A 22,884-nucleotide genomic window follows, 5' to 3' on the forward strand; every position below is an offset into this window, starting at 1 on the left:
GAGATGAAAATTTTATTAGAGGAACTACCTCATCAATTAGAAGCACTTCAGGCAATTAACGATGCCTTTCATGGAATAGATGAAACAACCGCGGATCTTGACAAGGATTATGTCTATGCCAATCCGGTTATAAATGGCCGGGGACATGATAACGCCAATATTGATATAAAAATGGAGACAGGGACAGGAAAAACTTACGTCGGTGTTCGTACCATGTACGATTTGCATCAGAAATATGGTCTGTTCAAGTTTATTGTTGTTGTTCCAACGCCTGCCATAAAAGAAGGTTGGAAAAATTTCATTGAGGCTGACTACGCTAGACAACACTTTTCTCAGTACTATGAAACTACAAATATCAACCTTAATGTGATTAATGCCGGAGATTTTAATAGTAAAAAAGGATTACTGCCAGCCCATCTGGTGGAATTTATAGAAGGCGACCGTTTGAATTCAACTACAATCCAAGTTTTGCTGATAAACGCTTCGATGTTGAATTCAGATAACATGAAAGGCATCATCTCCCGTGGAAAAAATAAAGGTCAGGAACGTTTTAATCAAACCATGCTTTCCGGTTTTACAAAACCATTAGAAGCGATCCAGGCAACTCGTCCAATTGTACTAGTCGATGAACCACACCGTTTTCCACGTGATGGCGAATTTTATAAGGCAATTCAAAGTGTAAATCCTCAAATGATTATTCGCCTTGGAGCAACCTTCCCTATTTTGAAAGTCGGAACGGGCCAGAATGCTAAGGAAATGAGAGATTTTTATCGAAAACAACCCCAGTTTAATTTAAATGCTGTAACTTCCTTTAACGAAGGTCTTGTTAAAGGAATTGATATCTATTTTCCAAATGTAACGGAATCTGAAGCTCAGAATAGATTTGTTATTGATTCGGTTACTAATAAAGAATTGGTATTGAAAAATGGGGGAACAAGTTATAAGTATTTGATTGGAGATAGCATCGGCTTTGATGGTGATATTACTTATGAAGGTGCTAAAATGCTGTCCAATGGTTTAGAACTTGAAAAAGGTATGGCATTTTTACCAGCAACAATGACTAATTCATACCAAGAGTTAATAATTCGAGATGCAATTGATAAGCATTTTGAGGCTGAAATCGCCAATTTCATGAGGGAAAGTGACCAGCAAGCAAAAGTAAAAACACTATCGCTATTTTTCATAGATTCTATTAAATCTTATCGTGATGAACAAGGATGGTTAAAGTTGGTTTTTGAAAAGCTCCTTCGACGAAAAGTTGAGTCTTTGATACGTGAATATCGCTTAAAGAAACTACCACGAGAAAAAGAATACTTGTCATTTTTACAGGCAACGTTAGCAAAATTAACGGAAAATGTTCATGCAGGCTATTTCGGCGAAGACCGTGGCACTGGGGATGAAGCCATTCAAGCAGAAGTGGATGATATTTTACGAAATAAAGAGAAGCTTCTGTCATTTAAAGATGAAAAAGGTGACTGGGAGACACGTCGGTTCTTGTTCTCTAAATGGACATTGCGTGAAGGCTGGGATAATCCGAATGTTTTTGTCATTGCCAAACTGCGTACATCCGGTAGTGAAAATTCAAAAATTCAAGAAGTTGGACGTGGGTTGCGGTTGCCGGTTGATGAAAACGGTCATCGCTTGATGCAGGATGAATTCCCGAGTCGTTTGCGCTTTTTAATCGGTTATGACGAAAAAGATTTTGCTCAGAAACTAGTCATGGAAGTAAATGATGATGCGACGATTAAGTTAGATGAAACCAAACTAACAAATGAAATGATCCAATTAATCATTGAAAAAACCGAAAATATGGATGAAGAAACGTTACTTGAACAACTTGATACAGCCGGTGTAATCAAACGAAACAATGACTTCAAGGGAAATGGTTTCGAAAAATTAGTTGAACTTTATCCAGTTCTTTTAGATATGAATCGTGTCAAGAAAGATAAAATTACAACCGGTGGTCCGGCAACAAAGCAACGTATTAAACTTAATAAAGATAATTGGAATAAGATGCGGGAGTTATGGCAGACTTTCTCGAATCGCTACATGTTGGAATTCGATCGTATCAATGAAGATGCTATGCAGCTATTAATAGATGAGATGATGAACAACGAGGAGAATTTTGTCCTGCAATATCCGGAGTTTTCGCATGGGGAAGTGTATTACAGTAAAGAGCAAGGTGAAATGCGTGTTCGTGAGCAAGTTACAAACTATGAAAACCGTAAACCAATAGAAGGTATGGCATATGGGGAGTTTTTACAAAAATTAGTAAAAGCTACAAAACTTAAGCCAGCCCAACTTCACCGAGGATTAGCCACAATCTTAAAAAATAGCTACCACGGTGACACAAAGTATTTAAATGAAATTACTTTAAATCGTTTGCTACGCGATTTTAGACAAAGGTTCGAAGAACGATATGCGCAAAGTTATCGCTATCACGCATTAGATTTTCAAGCGAGCACCTCAGTTTTTGACGCCCAACTTAATGATTTTAAGGATGATGTTTTAGCGACTGTGATAGGTGTGAACGAGGACAGTGATGTAGTTGATGATGGACGCCAACTATATGAGACACCACCACTTCGCTATGATTCTGTCCATCCTGAAAAGGATTTACTGAAGCGTGGGTATGATTCTAGTGTAACCTTATTTGGCAAACTTCCCAAGAAGGCAATCCAAGTACCAAAGTATATGGGCGGGACCACTACACCTGACTTTGTCTACATGGTAGAACGAGAAGATGAAACGCATGTCTATTTACTTGTTGAAACGAAAGCGGAAGGCACAGGAAAACGCTTAAGTGATGACCAGATTGTTGCTATCCAAGAAAAGTTCTTCGGAAAGCTTCAAAAACATGGGATTGAATATAAAGAAGCGACTACTGTAGAGGACATTTACACGAAATTGCGAGAGGTGGCGAAAGGGAATGGTAAATAATTTAATGGAATTAGCCAGATCCGGAGAAATTGCATTTACCGGCGCTAAACCAAAGCTTCCTACGACTATTCCGAATTTAACGGATACGATGCTCGATGTGTATCGGATCCCGCTTAAATACTTATATTTTAATGATGAGAATGGTCGTATATCAACTCAGATCAAGCGTGATTTTGGAAGATTAACGCCCCATAGTGATGAAATAGGGACAGAATACAACGACAAAATTGCTCGTTTTATTGAAGAAGACAACTTAGCGAGTTTAAAGAAAACAAAAAAATCAATAAAAGAAAAAGGTCAGCAAGTCTACGGATACGTATTATTGGATGGTCGTATAATTGATGGGAACAGACGCTATACAGCCCTTCGTCAACTTCAATCCGAAACAGGTGCATCTCACTATTTTGAAGCAGTTATCTTGCCATTTACATATGACGCCAAGGCAGATCGTGCCCAAATCAAGCGTTTGGAGCTTGCTATTCAAATGGGTGTGGAAGAGAAACTGCAATATGATCCAGTTGATTTAGCCGTAGACATTTATCAGACAATTATTGAAGATGAATTGATGACAGCAAAAGATTACTCACGCGAGGCTAATATGAGTGATAAAGATGTTAAGGATAGGATCGCTACAGTTGAATTAATGCATGATTTTCTTGAATTTATAAATGCACCAGCAGATGCATACTATATTGTCAAAGACGTCAAACTATATAATCCATTGTATGAATTGGCAAAAAGATTCGCAATCAACTTTCCCGATAAAGGTCCTAAGTACGAACAAACAAAAGTAACCGCATTTGCTTTGCTTAGTAAAATGGTTTTAACCGGTGGGGATACGGTAAGAGAAGTTCGTGAATATGTCAAGAACATAGTAACTTCAACAGTCAATGATACATATAACGATACTGTAGAAGATACAATTGAAGATTTACGCGACAAATTAGAGTCTGAACCTATCACTTCCGCAGCTGAGTATCGTAAACGATTGGAAGAAGCCACACCAGAATTACGAGAGGTAACTGAGGTTTATAATTCAACTGTTAATCGTCAAGCTCGGGGAAAGAATGTTGATAATTTTGTTTCCAGCATTCGGGAGACTTTGAATATGTTAAGAGATATCAAACGTGGTAGTGGCTTGACAGGAAATCTTCATTTTAATAACTTCAGTAGAGACCAAGTCGAAGAAATTCGAGATATGATGGTTAAAGTAAATATCATAAGTGGAGACTTAATTGAGGTGTATGAAGATGAACTGTAACCCGCAGTTAATCAGTGATAATGGAGTTTTTAAGTTCATCGATAATACTGATGAGGTCTTGAAATCTCGGAAGATTGCACGTCTTTTTGAACGCTATCGTACTTATTTTTCTGACTTTGAGGGCTTGGAGTTGTCAAGAGAATTAAATTATATTGAATTGACAGAATTAATAAATAAAATTACTTCTAGGATTGGTGTTGAACTCGAAGTAGATAGTGAAATTCAAGCGTTTATTTCCCAAAATTATTATGCAATTGAGGAACAGCGTATTGCAGGTCTGACAATAAAGGATTATGACGATCGGTGGAATGAAGAATTAAAGGAGTTCCAAAATATAATCGACTCAGAAATAACACGTCCCTTGAAAAAACAACAAGATCAAGCCAGTTTTTTTCTAGCTATGATGAAACGAGCTGCTAATTTCAGTGTTCCTGGAGCAGGGAAAACAGCAATGATGTATGGAGCTTTTGCATATTTGAGTTCCCATAGTATCCATGAAGTTGATAAAATTTTAGTTATTTGTCCGTTGAATGCCTTTGAAGCTTGGAAGGCAGAGTTTAAAGAAGTGTTTGGTAGTAAACGCGAATTAAAGTTTATGAACTTAAAAGAATTCAATGACCCTGGGGACGTTCGTACGAGTTGGGGAATTGCTAACGTAATTGTGTTAAATTATGAATCTCTAGCTGGATGGAAGCTCACAGTATTAAACGAGTTAATAGACGAAAAAACAATGATAGTATTTGATGAGGTTCATAGGATAAAAAATCCACTGGGAAAGAGAGCAAACAAAGCTTTGAATTTAGGGAAGCAATCAGGTTACCATTATGTCCTGACTGGTACGCCTATTCCTAATTCTTATAAAGATATTTATAACTTCCTACATTTACTTTACGATAACGAATACGAAACATTTTTTGGTTGGAGTATAGTTGATTTAGATAACCCAAATCCAACTGAAATCAATGAAAAAATAAGGCCATTTTATTGGAGAACCAATAAGAAGGATTTGAATGTTCCTCCTGCAGAAGATGATAATATTTTTGAGATAACCCCTAGTAAAGAACAAGAACAGCTAGCTACTATTATTCATGAAATAGAGACTAATGTCTTAACAAGGTATATTCGTCTACTTCAAGCTTCGACGAATCCAGCTCTTTTGACTGAAAAGATTGACTTAAATAACTTGGGTTTTTTATTTGATGAAGTTGACTTTAGTGTGGAAGGGGCATTAGATTCTAAAGAAATAGCAGAAGCTAAACAGAAAACGTATTTTGACTTGAATGTTGACTCGATTAAAACGCCTAAATTTGAAAAAGGTATGCAATTAATTCGCCAATTGGTTTCTGAAGGAAAGAAAGTACTTGTCTGGGGAATGTTTGTTGGGACGATGCGAAAGATACATCAGGAACTTAACAATGCTGGTATCTTTTCTCATCTTATTTATGGAGCGACACCTAAAGATGACAGAGTAGATTTGATTAATGAGTTTCGGGATGGAGATGTTCAAGTATTAATTTCAAATCCAGCAACTTTAGGTGAATCGATTTCGTTACATCAATCGGTACATGATGCAGTATATTTTGAATACAATTTTAATTTAACCTTTATGCTACAGTCTCGAGATCGTATCCATCGTTTAGGATTATCTGCCGACCAGTATACAAGGTACTATTATCTTATGTCCGAAGGGACTTCTGCCCATAAAAGCTTTATAGATAAACAAGTATATGACAGATTAAAGGAAAAAGAAGAAGTAATGCTAAATGCAATTGATGGACAATTTCTTTTACCCGAAATTTCAGATGATTATTTAGATGATGTTAAGAAAATCTTATTTAGAGAGTAAGCCCGAAATATAAAAAACAGCACACTAAAGGTGATCAGTGGATTTCTCTTTCGCATTGGGCGGCTCTATTTATCGCAATTGCTGGCTCTATCATCCGCACAGGTGGCTCAATCTGTTCGCAATACTCAGAATAAAATCTCAAAGAAGCTGCCCTCATCCTTTAGATAAAGGAAATGGGCAGCTTTTTGTGAATAATAATAGTGGCTTTATTTCATTTTGTTTTTTGTGACTACTGCGAGAAATGCTGTTGCAGCAATACTTAATGTGCCCTTACCAACCTTCATCCAATTTTCATTTCTGCTTTTTTTGCAGTTTTCGCATATTTTCCTATTTTTCCGTGTTTCCCTACCACATTTTTCGCAACGATTAGTTTCCATCCTGTGACATCTCCCTTTTATCAGCTATCTCCAATAAATCCGGTATAAAGCGAACATCAAGTAATTCTTCGTTTTCATTAAGAAAGTCAATCATTGAATTTGATGCCGCAACAATATTGTTTGATAAAAATTTAAAAGGGTTAGTTGGGACGGATAAGTGCTCATCGAGGAATAGAGCGTCTTCACCAGAGAAATCTTGAAGAATCATTTCCTTAAACTTGTATATGGTGTGATTAAGCGTATCAAATTCACTTAATTCAAACAAAGCTGCAATTTGATAGCTAAACGCATCTTTCATATAAGTGAGGTTTTCCAAAGCAGCCATAGCAAGCCTGTCCCCATCGGCAGCACTTATATTATTACTAAATATGGGAATCATTCCAGTTGATTTTGGATTTGCCAATTGAACTTTGGTTTCAAGTAATTGATTCAGAAATAAATTTTTCGCATTAGTCGCTTGCGTTAATGAATCAAGCAACAAAGCCTTTTTTGTGTCAGGATCTTTCGTTAACATAGCCATTTCATACTTTTCTTTTGCAGATTGAACTTCAGCGTATCGATTCAAATCAAAATTCCTATTTACGCGGTCTACTTTTTCTCCAAGTATACCTAATTCATAGGTTATCTCTTGCAACTTTATAGATAATCCTGCTGTAGCAAGTGCTGGTCCAAGATTAGACGGTAATTCTTTAATGGGTATATTTTTGAAAATTCGCCCTGTTTCAGAATTAACAAATTGAGCATACTTCACGCCGGATTCAGTATAAGTACCAAAAGTAATATCTCCATTAGCTAATTTCCCTGCCATTTCTTGTGATATATCTAAAGCAATCTCGCCATGTCGCTTTAACTCTTCAACAAAAGTAGGAATATTAGGTAATTGAGAGGCAATCATTGAGACTAATTTGGATTGCCTTTTTTCTTTATAGCTTTCGAGCGGTTGTTTACGAATAGCGGGATTAGGGTCCAAGTTAGTAGTCGTTTGAACAATTTCTTTTTCGGTTGTTTCAGAGAGCTGATTAGAATCTTCAGTATTTTCCATATCTTCCTCCAAAAGAATTATTTTATTCAATTATACACCCGTGAATATATATTTGCCTTAAAAATTAAACAACATCCGGACACTCAACTATTTTTCAGGGTATAATATTATATAATCCACATACTATCCACAAGAAAAAATTGCAGACCAGTCTATGATTATTCTGAAATTGGGAACAACGCCTTTGCCAACAGCTCCTAGGAGGAACATAGAATAGTCCTAAATTTCAGTACAAATATTAGGGGGAACAACGATTTTGAGGAAATATCCTGTTTTACTAATTTGTTTAGTTATTGTCCTAATAATTCTTATTCCAATTGGAATAGATCATCTTATTATAGGGAATGGCATATATAGCAACATTTCTAACAGCGACTGGGTTTCTTTTTTGGGAAGTTATATTGGGTCCTTAATCGGAGCTGGTGTTTCAGTAGTTGGTATATTTATGACTATTAAATTTTCAGAGAAACAGTCTAAAAATGACAGAGAGTTTATGATAGAAATGAACAGAGAAGAGAGACGACTATCTATATCTCCATTGTTAATATGCCAAACAGATAATAATATACATAAGTTCGATAGCAGTTTTATATTTAGTCTGGATGGAGAAAAATCAAATACACCATTCAATGTTTTGATAGTAATCACCAATGTAGGAATAGGGGATGCAGTTGACTTTGAACTAAGCTTCATTTCTTATAACGAGGAAGATATGCGGCAGTCCCTAGTATCTAACTATTTCAAAAAAGATACTTCTATGAGGGTGTTAGTTGATTTGAGTATATATTTGCTTGAAATGCCTGAAGATATAGACGATCATTTAGAGAAGCAACCGGAAGGGCGTCTTTTAGAGTATGCAGTTCCAGAAAAATACAATCACCGTGGCGGTAATATAAAAATGGAAATTAAGTATAAAGATTTAATAGGAAATGCCTATTCTCAAGAAATGAATCTAAGTATCCGAACTGGATTTCAAAGAATAACAGGTGTTGATAAACATTGGGTTCACAGCCACCCAAGTGTGATGTTAACCGCACAAAAAGCCAGATATGTTAAGAACTAATTGATCCATTTAAAGTAAATGTATTATTTATTAACGGATCAAATAGCCAATAAGAAAATATACAGTTGAGATACGAGTTACATAACATGAATGGTGCGATAAAAAGACCGCAGTTGAATATGATACGCACATGCTTACCATAAATGAGGTCATTTTTTTGGGGAGAATGGCGGTGTGACGGTATTCCTGAGTTAGTGACAGAAAAGGTTTGAAAAAGAGAATAGAATCGATAAAGCGGAAAGCCTATGATGACGGGCTTTCCGCTTTTTTTTACCTTCCAATTAACCTACGGAACTAAGACGCTAATCCTGTAAGAAAGGGTTAGCATCTTAGTTTTTTAAGCTTATCGCGTTCGTAACTTAAGAAATTTGCTATTCCTTACGGGTCTGTCATAGTCTTTTAGAATAGTTACAAAATGAGGAATAATCTGCAGTGGGAACAAGCCATTTACGCAAAATTGTTAATGCTGTCAACGAAGTCTATCCAGTGTTTGCGTATAGAGTTCAATAACCTCTTTACGACTAATTTGACTTTTCTTATCTTTGTACCAAAAAACAGATTGAATCGTGATGCCCATAATAATCTGTCCTTTATAACTTAGTTGCAGAGGCAGTTCCTTGTCAGTGTCCTCTTTTTTTACGTAATTGTTTAACATACTCTTTCCGTATTCCCGTACACTTTCAAGTTCAAAGATGCTGTTCCCATTCGTTTGAATACTGAAAATGAGGTGTAAGAGGTTGTCGAATTGATCCAAAAGCTGCTCGAAAACAACAATGAAAAAATCAACACCTTCATCGTTTGACTTTTGAATGGCAAAATCAAATATTTTATTCATCTTGTGTTTAATGAAAAAAGTTATGAAGTCATATTTATCCAAGAAATGCTTGTAGAAAGTGGGGCGACGAATCATGGCAGCATCACATATTTCGGTTACGGATATACTCTCAAATTCTTTTTCTAGTAGTAAGCGTTCAAATGCTTCAACTAGGGCTTTATACGTCTTTTGAACCCTTAAATCTAATTGCTCCATCCTGGGTTTCCTCCTTAAGGAAAACTGTCAATTATCAAAAAAATGTAAGTTAAGTATCAAATGCCAATTATATGTATCTTGTTCTGCTTTTCGAGATTAGTATAATAGAAATTGTAACAAATGTAAATAAAGAAACAGATGTAATTTATCTTCCATAAGTAAACCAAAAGAAAGGCAGTGACACTATGTCAGTTATTGAAGTAAGACACGTAACCAAAGATTATGGGCACGGAAGGGGAATATTCGATGTTTCCTTTGAGATAGCAGAAGGAGAAGTCTTTGGCTTTCTTGGGCCTAACGGTGCCGGGAAGACCACTACTATCCGCCACTTGATGGGATTTTCCAAGCCTCAAGAAGGGGAACTATATATCAATGGTAAAGACTGTTGGAAATCAGCAGCTATCATTAAACATGATGTTGGTTACTTGCCTGGAGAGTTGGCCTTTCCGAAGGGGATGACCGGAGAGGGCTTTATCAAATTCATGGCTGAAGAAAGACAAATCAGCGATATGTCCCGAACAGATTATCTGAAGGAAATGTTTGAATTGGATTCAGCAATGAAAATTGAAGCAATGAGTCTTGGATCTAAACGAAAGCTGGCATTAGTGACAGCCTTCATGCATAATCCCAAGGTATTAATTCTGGATGAGCCAACCTCAGGATTGGACCCGGTCATGCAAGAACGTTTCATCCAATTTATTTTGGAAGAAAAAAAAGAAGGAAAGACCATTCTGCTCTCTAGCCACATCTTCAGTGAAGTGGATGCAACGTGTGACCGGATTGCCATCATCAAGGATGGAGTGGTTGTCTCAACTATTGAAGCAGCCAAACTTAAACATAATACAAACAAAACTTTTAAAATAGAGTTTGCGACAAAAAAAGATTACCAACAGTTCCTGGCCCGAACGAAATTTAAAATTCCGGTCGAACGGCCCGATCAGAATCAAGTTAAGTTAAATCTGACAGATGAGACGATGCAACGGTTGTTTACTGAACTAAGTGAAGTAAGTATTCGTTTTATCTCAGAAATTAAATTTACACTGGAAGATTACTTTATGGACTTCTATGATCGTAAGAAATCTATAGCAGCCGGAGAGGAGAACCTAGAACATGGCGTACATTGAAATTAAGCATCTGACAAAGGACTATGGAAAGAAACGCGGTATTTTCGATATGTCATTAGAAGTTGAAAAAGGTGAGATATATGGCTTTGTTGGTGTAAACGGTGCAGGCAAGACCACGACGATCCGACACATGATGGGCTTTTTAACACCGGATGAAGGAACGGTCACCATTAATGGGCTTGATGCGAACAAAAGTAGTGCAGAGGTAAAGCGCTATGTATCGTATATACCTGGTGAAATTAATTTTCCAGGTAATTCGACCGGAGAGGATTTTATCAAAAATCAGATTTATTTATCAGGTCGAGGTGATTGGGAATATGCAGAGAATGTTATTGACCAGCTCCAATTAGACGCGAAAGCGAATGTCCGAGCCATGAGCAAAGGAATGAAGCAGAAAACCGCTATCGTCTCAGCTTTTGCCTCTGATGCCGATATTTTGATAATGGACGAGCCAACGACAGGACTGGATCCTTTGATGCGGGATATCTTTATCGAGCTATTGAAAGAGGAAAAAGCCAAAGGGAAAACCATTTTTATGTCCAGTCATATTTTCCAAGAAGTGGAAGAGGTCTGTGACCGCGTCGCAATCATTCGTGATGGGATGATCATTGATGTGATTGATATGAAGGACATCCGCTATAACAAGATGAAAACTTATAAAATGGAGTTTAAATCGATTGAAGATTTCGAGCACTTCCGCAGTCTCGGTTATGACCTACATCGGGTTAAGGTGGACGACCTGCAATTAAACATCATGATTCATGATCAAGATATTAATCGTTTGATCCAAGATTTAAAGAATTTTAACTTAGTGTATTTCAAGGAAATTAAAGTCACATTCGAAGATTATGTCACGCAAGTGTTCAAGGGGGAAAAATAACATGTTCTCAAAACCAATTTTTAAGCAAAGTATTCAAGCCAATTGGAAGCTCTGGGTTATTATTACTTTCGTTGCAGCGATGATCCTATCGGCCTTTACGGTAACTTTTGATGCAGAAGGCTTTGCGGCAATCGCATCTGCTGCTGAAGGGACAAGATTTTCTAATATCTTATCAACGATGACAAGCTTATTGGGAAGTCTGGAAAACTTCTATAAACTGATTGCCGTTATCCTGGGAATTGTCTACGTCGTGTTCACCGCAAACAACCTGGTGGTTAATGAAGTGGATTCTGGCTCAATGGCCTATACCTTATCCACTCCGATTAAACGGTCCAGTGTTATTTTTACTAAATCGATCTTTTTGGTCCTTTCCATTGTTTTGATGTATGGAATCGTTGGATCCACCGGTCTGGTTGCAGCCCAACTTAAGTATCAAAACGTCACCGGCTATACCATTACCGATGATGTGCGGGCAGCCGCTGAGGCATTGAATCAAGATGAGGGCTATATATCCGAGCATATGTATCTAATTTTGGAAAACGATCATGCCATGCGGGAAGCAGCTGCAGTCAGAAATATGGATACCGAAGCCTATACGATCTATCTTGAGAGTGTCATCAATGACCGCTCCTATGAGGAAGCCGCAGCAGTCATCACCGATGAACGCTGGGATATCTACAAAGATGATAAAGACATGGAAGACGAAGATATTGAAATCACTGCGGAGGAATTGGCCGCCGACCCCACCATGCTTCTGTTAAGTAACGATGCCCTTGTTACTGGCGCAAAAGTAACAGGCTTGTCAGTGAATGAATACCGACAATTTATCAATAATGAAATAGTTTCACTTGAACAGGAAACTGAAGTCGCCGTTAAAGAGGAAAAAACACCAAATGAAGAGGGTACAGAAGCGACTGCACAACCGGCTACACAACCGACTGTCATGGTATCCGAAGATAATGCCGATATCTTAATGCAATTAGTGATTGAGTCTTCAGCGAAAGCTTTGAATATGGAGACTGATCAAGTTGCGGATAAGATTGCCTTGATTAAAGATCCAGTGGCACTAGAAGCGGCGATGCTAGCAACGGATTTAACCGAGCAACAAATCATTACAATGGCTAATAATAGCATGGTCAGCTCTGCCAAAGCGGTCGATGAAGCGTTGGAATTTGATGCTGAAGCGTATATTTGGTTAAGTGTCGGACTTTTGTTGTTGATATTGGCTCTTAGTTCGATTTCCTTTTTTGCATCAACGCTATTCAACCGTACAGGTTTAGCTTTAGCTATTGGTGGCGGAATTCCATTTACATTCTTTATTATTACCATGGTACAACAATTGATGGATACATCAGAAAATCTCGAGTATCTGACTATAACGACTCTATTTGATACTGAAGCAATTCTAACAGGTGGAGATTTTGGTTGGGGATTGGTGGCTTTAGGAGGCATTACCTTCGTCTTGTATGCAGCCTCTAATGTCATTTTTACCAAGAAGGATTTGCCACTATAGAAAGACTGGTCATGTACATAATTATGAAAATAAAATCAAGTTATTAAGTATGAGATTAAATGAATGCAGAGATATTTTGAGTATTCAGAGCATTATTCGTGAAGTGGTTCGGGGCTGCCTTTTGGAGCACGCCTGCGAAGCAAACATTCGTATATATCAGAGAGGCTGGGACGTTTGTCCCAGCCTCTTGGCTATTTAATGATTGTCATCCCAGTCATCGATTTATAGCAGTAGTCATAAAAAATACAAATTTCGGTAAAGTTTTGAGTAACAGATCATTTTTGCATTGGTATGAACTATTCAGGGATAAATAGATAGTTTTAAATATATTTTGCTAATATAGAAACAATAAAAAAGAGTGCTTTTATGATAATTGGTCAACTACTCACGTCGGAAGGAACAAGAGCGGGGTGGCGCTACTCCGAGAACATAAAAAAAAGGCCCTAGAAAATGTAATGTGTCCGTACATTCTCTAGGAATTTTCACTTTATTTTTTTCTAACAGAACAACCGTGAATACGAAATAATTGTTCACCTAGATATTTGGGTCTTCTACGTTGGCCATTTACTTCTTTCCGACATAAATTCCACAACCAAAATATTTAAATGCAGCGAAAATATTGCGGGGCATACTAAGTGTCTTCCTGGCCCATCGCCTGCACTCCGGGCTTGTGAACAGCAATCTCACAAATCTGTACCAGGCACCAAAATACTCCCTGAGTTCCAGCCCCCTGAATTCGTAGCCCCACTGTTCCAAAGCCCGCACCTTATAGCTCTTCATTGTAACTTCTTTCAACCCCGTTCTTTTCCATATGCCATGCCATTCATCCGGAGTCAAGAAAACAGCTCCCAACACGTCGAAGATATACTTGGCCAAACTAGACGGGGGCGTCTTGATCCAAGAGCATTCATTGAATCCGACATAGCCCTGCGATTTCGTCACTCGCACTAGCTCACTTAAGGCACGTGACTTATCCTCAATGAAGGCCAGTACGGATTCCCCAATTACAGCATCGAAAGTGGATTCTTCAAAGGGCAGTTCCAGCGCATCCGCTATTTGAAACGCGACTTTCTCCTCTAGGCCTTCTTCAATCGCCCTTTCCCTCGCCTGTTCCACCATCTATCTGATTTCTGCTTTTTTTATATTTCGGGCTACCTTGAAAAAAATAGTCAACGATCTATATTTATATTAATAGACTAACCGATTTGGTCAATGGGAGGAAGTATGAATAATAAATTTTATCAGTTAGAATCACAAAAGCAGATGGATATAATTAATGCAGGCATTGAATATTTTGCAAGATTTGAATACAAAAAAGCATCTACAGAAGATATAGCGAAAAGCGCGGGGATATCCAATAGATTGAAATTAAATGGAAAAGTTGAGTTGTATGATATTATGATGAAATTTTAAACTTTATCAAATCTTACTTTGAGAAAAATGGTAATAACATTGTTGTTGCTACAGTTGAGGTGTTGTTAAAGCAATAGCAGTTGGCTCTTAATATGTACGAAGATGATGGCTTATTCTTTAACAATAAGAGAGCGGTTTGGTTTGCAGCAACTTGTTCACAGGAGGAGAATCATGGTTAAACATTCCGGAGGAAAAGTTGGAAAAGCGGCAAGGCAATTAGTCAATAAAAGTACTAGAAAATCCACAAAATCAAATGCAGCAAAAATTCTAAAAAAACACCAAGACAAAAAACACTAGAAGGTTTTACGGTGAGGAAGGCAATTGAATTTCGTGTGATTATAAGATCAGTAAATCAACTTTCGCACTTGAAAAACCTATCTAACCTATTGATATATCAGTGGATTTTGAACTTTCAATATCAGAAATGCAGAATGTATTCCAAACAAAAAATATCATTCGCTTATGATACGCATATGCATATCATAAATGAGGTCATTTTTTTGAGTAGAATGGCGGTATGACGGCATTTTTGAGTGAGCTGCAGAAATACCTGGAAAAAGAGAATAGAATCGACAAAGCGGAAAGCCTAAAAACGACGGGCTTTCCGCTTTATTTTTACTTTCCGGATGATCTAAGGCTGTAACAATGGGATTGGAAAACAAAGAATGATAAGCACTGCAGTCTCAATATAATAGGGAAAAGTGGATGTGGCACACATGAACCGAAAACTTTCGAAAGCCATCAGCGAAGTCAGCTGGTCGCAATTCCGCACAATGCTGGAGTATAAAGCGAATTGGTATGGGAAAGAAGTCGTTGTTGTAGCAAAAAACTTCCCTTCCAGCCAGCTATGTTCCTGTTGCGGCTACCAAAACAAAGACGTGAAGAGTCTCCGTGTGCGTAAGTGGACTTGCCCCGAATGCGGGAGCCATCACGACCGGGATTTCAACGCAAGCATAAACTTGAAGCAGGAAGCCATGCGCATTTTAGCTTCCAGAACCGTGGGGGCCACGGGGTTAGCCTAACGAGAATCTGACCGATAGGTCGGAGTTTTTAGGAATCTCCCACCTCTAAGCGTAAGCATAGGTGGGAGTAGTTCAATTAGTGGCCTAACCCACGACCAGTTAAAAGCAAGTCGCTTTTTCAGCAGCCTCACGGAATCGCCTAGGTTATTTTGATATTATAGTAACTTCTATTTAATACGCTCTTTCTTTAGTCTTCATCCTCCTCCATCGCGTCATCGTCTTCGTAAGCTTCTTTACCAAGAAACGCCTGCATCATCCAAAGCGTTTTATCCACGTAAGCTTTGTAACTGATTAAGGTGTCTTCCAAAACCACATCGCCTTCGTCTTGCGCCATGGTGATGGCACGCATGGTCACATCGCGGGTAGTACGGTAGTCGTCAATCAAATTCTCGACCATCTTCTCGGCTGATAAAAATTTGTCGGCGGGGTCTTCTTTCAAGAAACTGTATTGTTGGAACTGAGCAGTAGTCGAGAATGGTTTGTTGCCGGAAGCAAGCAAGCGTTCGGCAATTTGATCGAACCATTCTTCGTTTTCATTATACAATTCTTCAAATTTTTCATGCAGTGAGAAGAAGTGCGGTCCTTTGACATACCAGCGGTACTGATGCAGTTTGACGTGCAAAGTGGCGATGTTAGCTACAATATGGTTGGTCATGGCAGCGGCGGTTGGGTTGTGATGGTGTTCGTGTTCCTCTTGTTCTGTTTCTTCTTGCAGTTTTTCTTGAACTGTTCTGTCTTCTGACATGTTCATTCCTCCTCGTATAGTAACCGGAACGTTCATGTTCCGGGTTAAATTAAGTATAGATTAAATCCTTTTAACAAAAATTGATAACCATCAAGTTTTCTTTAGGTGCTGGGCGTTATTATATAGTTAGAGAAAAACAGAAGGAGGAGATAGCATGCAAAAAGCCATCCTGAATTTAGAACCTTTATCTTGTCCAAGCTGCTCGCAAAAAATCGCGAACGCGGTGAAAGGGCTGGACGGCGTGGATCAAAATAGCGTCAAGGTTTTGTTTAACGCTAGTAAAATAAGAACCAATTTTAATGCGGAGCAGATTACTATAGAAGCAATTGAAAAAGAAGTCCAGGATTTGGGCTATCCGGTCCTAAGCACAAAGGTGAAAAAAATGAAGAAACTTGATGCCGGTCAATTCTTATTCCTGGCAATCAGGATATACTTTGGTTAACAAGTAAGCGAGGCGGAAACGAAAGCCTTACTTACAAAAAAAGGAGAAATGAACCATGCAAAAAGCAACTATTCAATTAGAAACGTTATCGTGCCCAAGCTGTCTTCAAAAAATCGAAAACGCGATGAAGGGCTTGAACGGAATCGACAAAGACAGCGTCAAAGTGCTGTTCAACTCCAGCAAAGTGAAAGTGGACTTCGACTCTGCGTCATTGAGCATTGAAACAATCGAAAAAGCGATTCAAGATCTGGGCTACCCGGTCATCAAATCTAAAGTCAAAGTAGCATAATTAAAATGATTCCTTAACACGGCGGTGTTAAGGAATCATTTTTTTTCAACGGGATTGTAAAGGATATGACAATCTGATAAACTGAATATTGGTCTGCAATATTTGACTAATTGAAGATAATCGAAGTTGGAGGAGTATAAGATGGAAAAGAAAAGGCTCGCTTTGATGGGCGCCGGGCGTTTAAATGAAATCGTTGCGGATGCACTCAAGGATGGGTTATTACCCGAGTACGAGTTGGTTGGTGTCTTAGGAAACAATCCAGAAAAAACCCAAGCTTTTGCTGATCGGCATAATTGTGTTGCCTGTACTGATATTCAAGCGTTAATGGACTTAAAACTTGATTTCACGGCAGAAGCAGCTTCCCCGCAAGCAGTGATTGATTACAGTGAAACAGTATTGGAAAGTGGCTCTCATTTGGTAGTCATTACGGTAGGTGCTTTTGCGGATGCGGAGCTATACAACCGCGTGAAGGAAACGGCGAGAAAAAATGGCACAAAGGTATATATTGCCAGTGGCGCGGTTGGGGGCTTCGATGTCCTGCGCACAGCGGCGTTTATGGGCCCAATCAAGGCGACCATGACTTCTAAAAAATCACTACAGTCACTATTTTATTCACCGCTTTTCAAAGAACATTACTTGACCATTACAGAGCCTGAACAAGCCTTTACCGGAAGCACAAAAGAGGCAATTGAACAGTTGCCCTTCCATTATAACGTGGCAGTCGCCACAGCTTTGGCGAGTGCAGGCCCAGAAGAAACGACCTTAAACATCGATGTCGTACCAAACTTCAGGGGTGACGACTACAAAATCGTCATTGAAGGGGAAGAAGTGTTGACAGATATCAATATCTACTCACGGACGCCTAGAATTGCCGGTTGGAGCATTGTAGCCGTGCTGCAAAACGCCGTATCGCCGATTGTGTTTTAACAATAAAATAAATACAAGGGGAAGTAATTTGCTTTTACGCAAATTGCTTCCTCTTTTTTGCGTTAATTAATAATACGAAACTTGATGGTGGTCAATTTTTAATCAGGGCGCACCACTTATACTGTAACTATCACATTAATAGGAGATGGAGCATGTCAGCAATCGAAGAATATACCAGAATACTTAACAGCCAGCCTTACATGGCGTTGGCTACATCGGTGGAAGGCGTCCCAAATGTACGCGTGGTGGACTATTTTCCTGATCTGTACCAACCAAATGTGCTATACATACGCACCAATCAAGATAAACCGAAAGTAGCGGAATTCCAGAAGAATCCCCGTGTATCTTTCGCAACCATCATCCAAGGGCGTTACGAATACATCCGTGTTCAAGATGCGCAAATAAGGAGAGTTGAAAATCATCAAACGGCGGGAGTCAAGGCTACGTTCCTGAAAAAAGACCCAAAATTCCTGGAAAAAATGGGGAAAGCAGGCAGCCCTTACCTTTATGCTATCACTTTTTCAGAAGCTTCTGTTACCGTGAATCCCGTCGATGCTGCATTGAAGATCCTTTTTTCCGAATAAAAAAATAGGAGGCAATTAAATGAACCAAGAATCATGGCTACCCACCTTAAAAACTGACACACCAGAAGAAGGTTATAACTTAGCGGTCAAATTAGCACGCAAGGCTGTCGGTATGACTCAGCCGGATGCAGAGGTGCGTGAGGCATTGCGTCCCGTCTATGCAAATAACGCAGACAGTTTGACGTTTGCTTCCCAAGTGGTGGCAATCAATTTCCAAACAGTTGCTGCAGCGAACAATTACTGGAATAACTAGAAACTTGATCAGCATCAATTTTTAATGTTTGAAAACACCTTATACTATAGTCATAGAGCTTCAACAATAAAAACAAAAAAGGAGAAATATATTATGCAAAAAGCAACCCTTACATTAGAAACCTTATCTTGTCCGAGCTGTTTACAAAAAATCGAGAACGCAGTGAAAGGCTTGACTGGGATCGACAAAGACAGCGTCAAAGTACTATTCAATTCCAGCAAAGTGAAAGTGGATTTTGATTCTGCGTCTTCGAGCATCGAAGCAATCGAAAAAGCGATTCAAGACCTGGGTTATCCCGTTCTCAAAACAAAAGTAAAAGCAGCCTAACTTAAAGAGAAAGAAGGAATCATCATGACAACCTACCAGGAAACAGCAAACAAATATTTTGAAAAACTAGACATGTTTTCCCTAGCCATTACCCGGGCACACGGCAAAAATCATCCAGAAGCTTTTGAAGTACGCGAACTGTTTGAAACAATTAATGCAAAAACAAAACAAGCGGCGGCCGCGAAACCAAATTTGGATACCGAATTTACGCAGCTACGCCAAATCACCAACAACTATACGATTCCTGGCGACGTATGCGGAACGTTTGCTGCTGTTTACAACATGCTTGCCGAAACAGACGCCGCTTACTCAGCTTAACGCGTTGTTCACTATTTATAGAACCCAGAAAGAAGCTAAACGATCTTTCTGGGTTTTCTTAAATAGAATGAGCTTGCGTGCCGGAACGATAATTTCCAAAATTTGACGGCCGTCAATTTTTAATTAAAGACAAACATTTATACTGAACTTATCAAATAAAAAAGCGGAGGAAAAAAATCATGCAACAATTTATATTAGGTAAGAAAAATCAAATCACCGTTATCAGTGGTATTTTAATCGTATTAGGATTCTTTAGTCACTTTGTTTTACACAATCTAGGTCTCTCGCAAGGGTCTTTGATGATCGCATCTGTCTTCGGGGTCGCACCAATCGCCATCCAAGCATATCAAGCGCTAAAAGTGAAGGTCGTCAGTATTGATGTCCTGGTCACCATCGCGGTCATCGGCGCATTCTTGATTCAAAACTATGAAGAATCAGCTATCGTTACCTTCCTATTCTTGTTCGGCCATTTCTTGGAACAACGCACCTTGAATCAAACCCGTTCCGCCATCAAAGAGTTGACCGACATGGCGCCGGAAAGTGCCCTCAGACAACTGGCAAACGGCGAATTTGTAGAAGTTGACGTAGATGACGTGGACGAAGGAGATATCCTGTTGGTTAAAACCGGTGCGAAAGTTCCTGTAGACGGCACCATCCTCACTGGTGAAGGACACATCAATGAAGCCAGTATTACCGGAGAATCTGTCCCAGCAAGCAAAACAATCGATTCAGCAGTTTTTGCCGGTACCATTTTGGAAAATGGAACCATCCAAATCCGCGCAGACCGGGTCGGGGAAGACACCACTTTCGGCCGCATCATTGAACTCGTAGAAGAAGCACAAGATTCCAAATCGGAAGCAGAACGCTTCATCGATAAGTTTTCCAAATACTACACGCCAGCTGTTTTAGTCTTGGCCTTTGTTGTCTGGATGATCAGTCAAAACGTTGAACTGGCCATCACAGTGTTGGTCCTAGGATGTCCAGGTGCCTTGGTGATCGGCGTTCCGGTTTCAAACGTTGCCGGTATTGGTAACGGAGCGCGCAATGGCGTCCTACTAAAAGGTAGCGAGGTCATCCATGACTTCAGCCGCGTAGACACCATTGTCTTTGATAAAACGGGAACCTTAACCATTGGTAATCCAGAAGTTGCTGAAAAAGAAATTTATGCAGAAAACGTGAACGAGGTGCTTGGCTACTTGGCAAGTGTGGAACGCGAATCGGACCACCCTTTGGCTAAAGCAGTTCTAACGAATATCGGAACGACCACTTTTTCCACCGTTGAAGAAACCGAAGTGGTTAAAGGCGGTGGGATTGTAGCCAAAGTAAACGGCCACCGCATCGCAGTCGGAAACGTAGCCTTGATGGAAAAAGAGAATGTCAAACTAAGCAAAAAAGCACAAGCAGATGTCAAACGCTTTGAACAAAACGGCAACTCACTAGTTCTGACCGCTGTTGACGGTAACCTGCAAGTGTTGATGGGCATCCGCGACCAAATCCGTCCAGGCGTTAAAAATGACCTGGAAGGTTTGAGAAAACTAGGCGTGAAAAACTTGGTCGTCCTTTCCGGTGACAACCAAGGAACGGTTGACTTGGTCGCCCGTGAATTAGGACTAACTGATGCACACGGCCATATGTTGCCGGAAGACAAATCAGCCCATATCGAAAAATTACAAAAAGAAGGTCAAATCGTGGCCTTTGTCGGTGACGGTGTCAACGACAGTCCTTCTCTAGCTTTAGCAGATATCGGGATTGCGATGGGTAGCGGAACGGACGTCGCCATCGAAACATCTGATGTGGTCTTGATGAATTCTGACTTCAGCCGCTTGCCACACGCATTAGGCTTGACGAAAGCAACTGCTGCAAACATGAAACAAAACATCATCATTGCGTTAGGTGTTGTAGTGGTACTGGTAGCCAGTCTCTTCTTCAGTGATTGGATGAACATGTCAATCGGGATGTTAGTACACGAAGGTAGCATCTTGGTCGTTATCTTCAACGCCATGAGATTGTTGAAGTTCCGCTTGAAAGGCAACAAAAATAATGTGAAAACGGGCGTGAAAGAAATTGTAACAGCGAAATAAGAATAAATGACAAAGAAAAATCAGGATGAACAAGTATACTGAAATGCACCAATACGCGAACTAACCAATCACTACACCATCTTTTTTAGAACCGGAAAGAATCCCTATTCTTTCTGGTTCTTTTTTTATTGGATGCTGTATTAATACCAGCCAAAAAAGGTCTGTTCAAAGACGATATATTTGAAATTGCCGACAGCTTATTGTTGGATAAGGATGATTTAGTGCAAAAAGGGTATGGCTGGATGCTGAAGTCTTTATGCACCAAATATGAAGATGAGGTATACCAGTATGTATTAAGCAAGCGGGACACAATGCCTAGAACTGCATTAAGGTATGCTATTGAAAAAATGCCAAAGCCAATGAAGCAAGAGGCCATGAAAAGAGAGAAGAAAAAGTGAGTAAGAGTCAGCATTCTCACTTTCAAAGCTTTTGTAATCTACATTTATGTGCTGCAAAAAGCAGGGGCTTTTTGAGGAGCAGAGTATCATTATAGTTCAGTTGGCGGTTCAATAATTAAGAGGTGAAATAAGATGGATAACCAATTCGATCCCAATAACAAGATCATTCAACTACTTCTTCGGGGTATGGGCATGGAAGACAGTGGCAAACCTGAAGAGGCAAGCCTGCTGTTTTCTAAGGCCTGGAGTGAAGCGACAGCCGATTTTGAAAAATTCATTGCAGCTTATTATGTGGCCCGGCATCAAAAAAATAGTTCAGACAAATTAAAATGGTTCGAAACCTCTTTGCAGTTTGCGCTAAAAGTGAATGACGAGGCGGTTAAGAGCGCTTTCCCATCGTTGTATTTGAACATCGCGAAATGCTATGAGGCGTTATCCGATCCGGACAAGGCAAAAAAGTATGTTGCATTATCGCATTCGTATAAGGGTACGCCTTCTGATCCAGGTCCTTTTTTTCATGGGACAAGAGCAGATCTGCAGGTCGGCGAGCTGCTGACAGCAAAAGGAGAATCGAATTACACATCCGGACTTAAAATGAACCACATTTATTTCACGGCTGTGATCAGTGGGGCGGGACTTGCGGCCGCATTGGCGAAAGGTGATGGACGAGAACGGGTTTATATTGTAGAACCAACAGGGGACTTCGAAAATGACCCAAATGTTACAGACAAGAAATTTCCAGGGAATCTGACCCGTTCCTACCGTTCGCAAGCACCTTTAAAGATTGTCGGTGAAGCAACGGAGTGGTTGCGACAGACGCCTGAGGACCTTCGTAGGTGGCAAGAAAAATTGGCCGATAATAAAGGCGAAATCATTAATTGAGTACGCAACTTTTGCCGCGTAAATATGGAGCGTTTTCCGCCATGTCCTGATTTAGGGAGGGCCCCTGATAGTTTTTTGTGGGCAGAAATGTTAAAATCTGATTAGTAGTAAGTGTTTGTGCATGAAA

At 39.5% G+C, this 22,884-nt stretch carries 24 protein-coding genes; 20 read left to right on the forward strand and 4 right to left on the reverse strand.

Annotated features, from left to right (window positions below; translation table 11 throughout):
• Positions 1-3 precede the first annotated feature (3 nt).
• The 3 genes from TES5_RS04595 to TES5_RS04605 are packed head-to-tail and all read left to right on the forward strand — an operon-like array spanning position 4 to position 6,047.
• Positions 4-2,940, forward strand: a complete 2,937-nt coding sequence (locus tag TES5_RS04595) for a type III restriction-modification system endonuclease (protein ID WP_068560310.1) — start codon at positions 4-6, stop codon at positions 2,938-2,940.
• Complete coding sequence (locus TES5_RS04600; protein ID WP_068560313.1) at positions 2,930-4,201, forward strand: hypothetical protein; 1,272 nt, start codon at positions 2,930-2,932, stop codon at positions 4,199-4,201. Before TES5_RS04595 ends, TES5_RS04600 begins: the two co-directional genes overlap by 11 nt.
• Positions 4,191-6,047 (forward strand): DEAD/DEAH box helicase, encoded by a 1,857-nt coding sequence (locus TES5_RS04605; RefSeq protein ID WP_068560316.1) that lies wholly within the window; start codon positions 4,191-4,193, stop codon positions 6,045-6,047. The genes TES5_RS04600 and TES5_RS04605 overlap by 11 nt, the downstream gene beginning before the upstream one ends.
• A 366-nt stretch (positions 6,048-6,413) precedes the next feature.
• Here TES5_RS04605 and TES5_RS04610 read toward each other — a convergent pair whose 3' ends face one another.
• Positions 6,414-7,466 carry a hypothetical protein gene (locus TES5_RS04610; protein ID WP_068560319.1) on the reverse strand — a complete coding sequence of 351 codons (1,053 nt, stop codon included), beginning with the start codon at positions 7,464-7,466 and terminating at the stop codon, positions 6,414-6,416.
• Between the two features lie 256 nt (positions 7,467-7,722).
• Between TES5_RS04610 and TES5_RS04615 the strand changes: the two genes are divergently transcribed.
• On the forward strand, positions 7,723-8,529 hold the full coding sequence (locus tag TES5_RS04615; protein WP_068560322.1) for a hypothetical protein: 807 nt from the start codon (positions 7,723-7,725) through the stop codon (positions 8,527-8,529).
• Between the two features lie 469 nt (positions 8,530-8,998).
• Here the strand turns inward: TES5_RS04615 and TES5_RS04620 are convergent, their stop codons facing one another.
• Positions 8,999-9,559: a TetR/AcrR family transcriptional regulator gene (locus TES5_RS04620; RefSeq protein WP_068560325.1), complete on the reverse strand. Its 561-nt coding sequence runs from the start codon at positions 9,557-9,559 to the stop codon at positions 8,999-9,001.
• Between the two features lie 185 nt (positions 9,560-9,744).
• Between TES5_RS04620 and TES5_RS04625 the strand changes: the two genes are divergently transcribed.
• Genes TES5_RS04625 through TES5_RS04635 form a run of 3 tightly spaced genes read left to right on the forward strand, consistent with a single transcriptional unit; the run spans position 9,745 to position 13,076 of the window.
• Complete coding sequence (locus TES5_RS04625) at positions 9,745-10,683, forward strand: ABC transporter ATP-binding protein (protein ID WP_068560328.1); 939 nt, start codon at positions 9,745-9,747, stop codon at positions 10,681-10,683.
• Positions 10,670-11,563: an ABC transporter ATP-binding protein gene (locus tag TES5_RS04630; protein WP_068560331.1), complete on the forward strand. Its 894-nt coding sequence runs from the start codon at positions 10,670-10,672 to the stop codon at positions 11,561-11,563. Before TES5_RS04625 ends, TES5_RS04630 begins: the two co-directional genes overlap by 14 nt.
• A 1-nt stretch (position 11,564) precedes the next feature.
• Complete coding sequence (locus TES5_RS04635; protein ID WP_068560334.1) at positions 11,565-13,076, forward strand: ABC transporter permease; 1,512 nt, start codon at positions 11,565-11,567, stop codon at positions 13,074-13,076.
• Positions 13,077-13,640: 564 nt separating this feature from the next.
• Here the strand turns inward: TES5_RS04635 and TES5_RS04640 are convergent.
• The gene (locus TES5_RS04640) at positions 13,641-14,195 is read right to left on the reverse strand and encodes a methyltransferase domain-containing protein (protein ID WP_068560337.1); all 555 of its coding nucleotides are present in this window, start codon (positions 14,193-14,195) and stop codon (positions 13,641-13,643) included.
• A gap of 105 nt (positions 14,196-14,300) precedes the next feature.
• On the opposite strand from TES5_RS04640, the gene TES5_RS04645 reads away from it, so the two are divergent.
• The 3 genes from TES5_RS04645 (at position 14,301) to TES5_RS04655 (ending at position 15,511) form a co-directional block, all read left to right on the forward strand.
• The gene (locus TES5_RS04645) at positions 14,301-14,489 is read left to right on the forward strand and encodes a TetR family transcriptional regulator (RefSeq protein WP_068560340.1); all 189 of its coding nucleotides are present in this window, start codon (positions 14,301-14,303) and stop codon (positions 14,487-14,489) included.
• Between the two features lie 171 nt (positions 14,490-14,660).
• Positions 14,661-14,786 (forward strand): hypothetical protein, encoded by a 126-nt coding sequence (locus TES5_RS15680; protein WP_255356044.1) that lies wholly within the window; start codon positions 14,661-14,663, stop codon positions 14,784-14,786.
• Positions 14,787-15,205: 419 nt separating this feature from the next.
• Positions 15,206-15,511, forward strand: a complete 306-nt coding sequence (locus TES5_RS04655; RefSeq protein ID WP_068560346.1) for an RNA-guided endonuclease TnpB family protein — start codon at positions 15,206-15,208, stop codon at positions 15,509-15,511.
• 187 nt (positions 15,512-15,698) lie between these two features.
• On the opposite strand, the gene TES5_RS04660 is transcribed toward TES5_RS04655, so the two are convergent.
• Positions 15,699-16,256 (reverse strand): Dps family protein, encoded by a 558-nt coding sequence (locus TES5_RS04660; protein WP_068560349.1) that lies wholly within the window; start codon positions 16,254-16,256, stop codon positions 15,699-15,701.
• Positions 16,257-16,410: 154 nt separating this feature from the next.
• On the opposite strand from TES5_RS04660, the gene TES5_RS04665 reads away from it, so the two are divergent.
• From TES5_RS04665 to arr, 10 genes are all read left to right on the forward strand, one after another.
• On the forward strand, positions 16,411-16,698 hold the full coding sequence (locus TES5_RS04665; RefSeq protein WP_068560351.1) for a heavy-metal-associated domain-containing protein: 288 nt from the start codon (positions 16,411-16,413) through the stop codon (positions 16,696-16,698).
• 55 nt (positions 16,699-16,753) lie between these two features.
• On the forward strand, positions 16,754-16,987 hold the full coding sequence (locus tag TES5_RS04670) for a heavy-metal-associated domain-containing protein (RefSeq protein WP_068560354.1): 234 nt from the start codon (positions 16,754-16,756) through the stop codon (positions 16,985-16,987).
• 141 nt (positions 16,988-17,128) lie between these two features.
• Positions 17,129-17,914 carry an aspartate dehydrogenase domain-containing protein gene (locus TES5_RS04675; protein WP_068560357.1) on the forward strand — a complete coding sequence of 262 codons (786 nt, stop codon included), beginning with the start codon at positions 17,129-17,131 and terminating at the stop codon, positions 17,912-17,914.
• A gap of 152 nt (positions 17,915-18,066) precedes the next feature.
• Positions 18,067-18,498 (forward strand): pyridoxamine 5'-phosphate oxidase family protein, encoded by a 432-nt coding sequence (locus TES5_RS04680; protein ID WP_068560360.1) that lies wholly within the window; start codon positions 18,067-18,069, stop codon positions 18,496-18,498.
• Between the two features lie 19 nt (positions 18,499-18,517).
• Positions 18,518-18,751: a hexameric tyrosine-coordinated heme protein gene (locus tag TES5_RS04685; protein WP_068560363.1), complete on the forward strand. Its 234-nt coding sequence runs from the start codon at positions 18,518-18,520 to the stop codon at positions 18,749-18,751.
• Between the two features lie 93 nt (positions 18,752-18,844).
• On the forward strand, positions 18,845-19,078 hold the full coding sequence (locus TES5_RS04690) for a heavy-metal-associated domain-containing protein (RefSeq protein WP_068560365.1): 234 nt from the start codon (positions 18,845-18,847) through the stop codon (positions 19,076-19,078).
• Between the two features lie 24 nt (positions 19,079-19,102).
• Positions 19,103-19,396 (forward strand): iron-sulfur cluster repair di-iron protein, ric, encoded by a 294-nt coding sequence (locus TES5_RS04695; RefSeq protein ID WP_068560369.1) that lies wholly within the window; start codon positions 19,103-19,105, stop codon positions 19,394-19,396.
• Positions 19,397-19,575: 179 nt separating this feature from the next.
• A complete protein-coding gene (locus tag TES5_RS04700; protein WP_068560371.1) occupies positions 19,576-21,477 on the forward strand; it encodes a heavy metal translocating P-type ATPase in 1,902 nt (633 codons plus the stop codon).
• A gap of 128 nt (positions 21,478-21,605) precedes the next feature.
• Positions 21,606-21,875 carry a DNA alkylation repair protein gene (locus TES5_RS04705; protein ID WP_068560374.1) on the forward strand — a complete coding sequence of 90 codons (270 nt, stop codon included), beginning with the start codon at positions 21,606-21,608 and terminating at the stop codon, positions 21,873-21,875.
• Positions 21,876-22,280: 405 nt separating this feature from the next.
• Positions 22,281-22,757 carry an NAD(+)--rifampin ADP-ribosyltransferase gene (gene arr / locus TES5_RS15515; protein WP_255356046.1) on the forward strand — a complete coding sequence of 159 codons (477 nt, stop codon included), beginning with the start codon at positions 22,281-22,283 and terminating at the stop codon, positions 22,755-22,757.
• Positions 22,758-22,884: the final 127 nt, after the last annotated feature.

The sequence above is a fragment of the Trichococcus sp. ES5 genome (assembly GCF_900067165.1).
Classification (GTDB): Bacteria; Bacillota; Bacilli; order Lactobacillales; family Aerococcaceae; genus Trichococcus; species Trichococcus flocculiformis.

Coding starts and splice junctions, on each gene's coding strand:
- TES5_RS04595 (WP_068560310.1), top strand. CDS start 4: ATGAAAATTTTATTAGAGGAACTACCTCATCAATTAGAAGCACTTCAG.
- TES5_RS04600 (WP_068560313.1), top strand. CDS start 2,930: ATGGTAAATAATTTAATGGAATTAGCCAGATCCGGAGAAATTGCATTT.
- TES5_RS04605 (WP_068560316.1), top strand. CDS start 4,191: ATGAACTGTAACCCGCAGTTAATCAGTGATAATGGAGTTTTTAAGTTC.
- TES5_RS04610 (WP_068560319.1), bottom strand. CDS start 7,466: ATGGAAAATACTGAAGATTCTAATCAGCTCTCTGAAACAACCGAAAAA.
- TES5_RS04620 (WP_068560325.1), bottom strand. CDS start 9,559: ATGGAGCAATTAGATTTAAGGGTTCAAAAGACGTATAAAGCCCTAGTT.
- TES5_RS04625 (WP_068560328.1), top strand. CDS start 9,745: ATGTCAGTTATTGAAGTAAGACACGTAACCAAAGATTATGGGCACGGA.
- TES5_RS04630 (WP_068560331.1), top strand. CDS start 10,670: ATGGCGTACATTGAAATTAAGCATCTGACAAAGGACTATGGAAAGAAA.
- TES5_RS04635 (WP_068560334.1), top strand. CDS start 11,565: ATGTTCTCAAAACCAATTTTTAAGCAAAGTATTCAAGCCAATTGGAAG.
- TES5_RS04640 (WP_068560337.1), bottom strand. CDS start 14,195: ATGGTGGAACAGGCGAGGGAAAGGGCGATTGAAGAAGGCCTAGAGGAG.
- TES5_RS04645 (WP_068560340.1), top strand. CDS start 14,301: ATGAATAATAAATTTTATCAGTTAGAATCACAAAAGCAGATGGATATA.
- TES5_RS15680 (WP_255356044.1), top strand. CDS start 14,661: ATGGTTAAACATTCCGGAGGAAAAGTTGGAAAAGCGGCAAGGCAATTA.
- TES5_RS04655 (WP_068560346.1), top strand. CDS start 15,206: ATGAACCGAAAACTTTCGAAAGCCATCAGCGAAGTCAGCTGGTCGCAA.
- TES5_RS04660 (WP_068560349.1), bottom strand. CDS start 16,256: ATGTCAGAAGACAGAACAGTTCAAGAAAAACTGCAAGAAGAAACAGAA.
- TES5_RS04665 (WP_068560351.1), top strand. CDS start 16,411: ATGCAAAAAGCCATCCTGAATTTAGAACCTTTATCTTGTCCAAGCTGC.
- TES5_RS04670 (WP_068560354.1), top strand. CDS start 16,754: ATGCAAAAAGCAACTATTCAATTAGAAACGTTATCGTGCCCAAGCTGT.
- TES5_RS04675 (WP_068560357.1), top strand. CDS start 17,129: ATGGAAAAGAAAAGGCTCGCTTTGATGGGCGCCGGGCGTTTAAATGAA.
- TES5_RS04680 (WP_068560360.1), top strand. CDS start 18,067: ATGTCAGCAATCGAAGAATATACCAGAATACTTAACAGCCAGCCTTAC.
- TES5_RS04685 (WP_068560363.1), top strand. CDS start 18,518: ATGAACCAAGAATCATGGCTACCCACCTTAAAAACTGACACACCAGAA.
- TES5_RS04690 (WP_068560365.1), top strand. CDS start 18,845: ATGCAAAAAGCAACCCTTACATTAGAAACCTTATCTTGTCCGAGCTGT.
- TES5_RS04695 (WP_068560369.1), top strand. CDS start 19,103: ATGACAACCTACCAGGAAACAGCAAACAAATATTTTGAAAAACTAGAC.
- TES5_RS04700 (WP_068560371.1), top strand. CDS start 19,576: ATGCAACAATTTATATTAGGTAAGAAAAATCAAATCACCGTTATCAGT.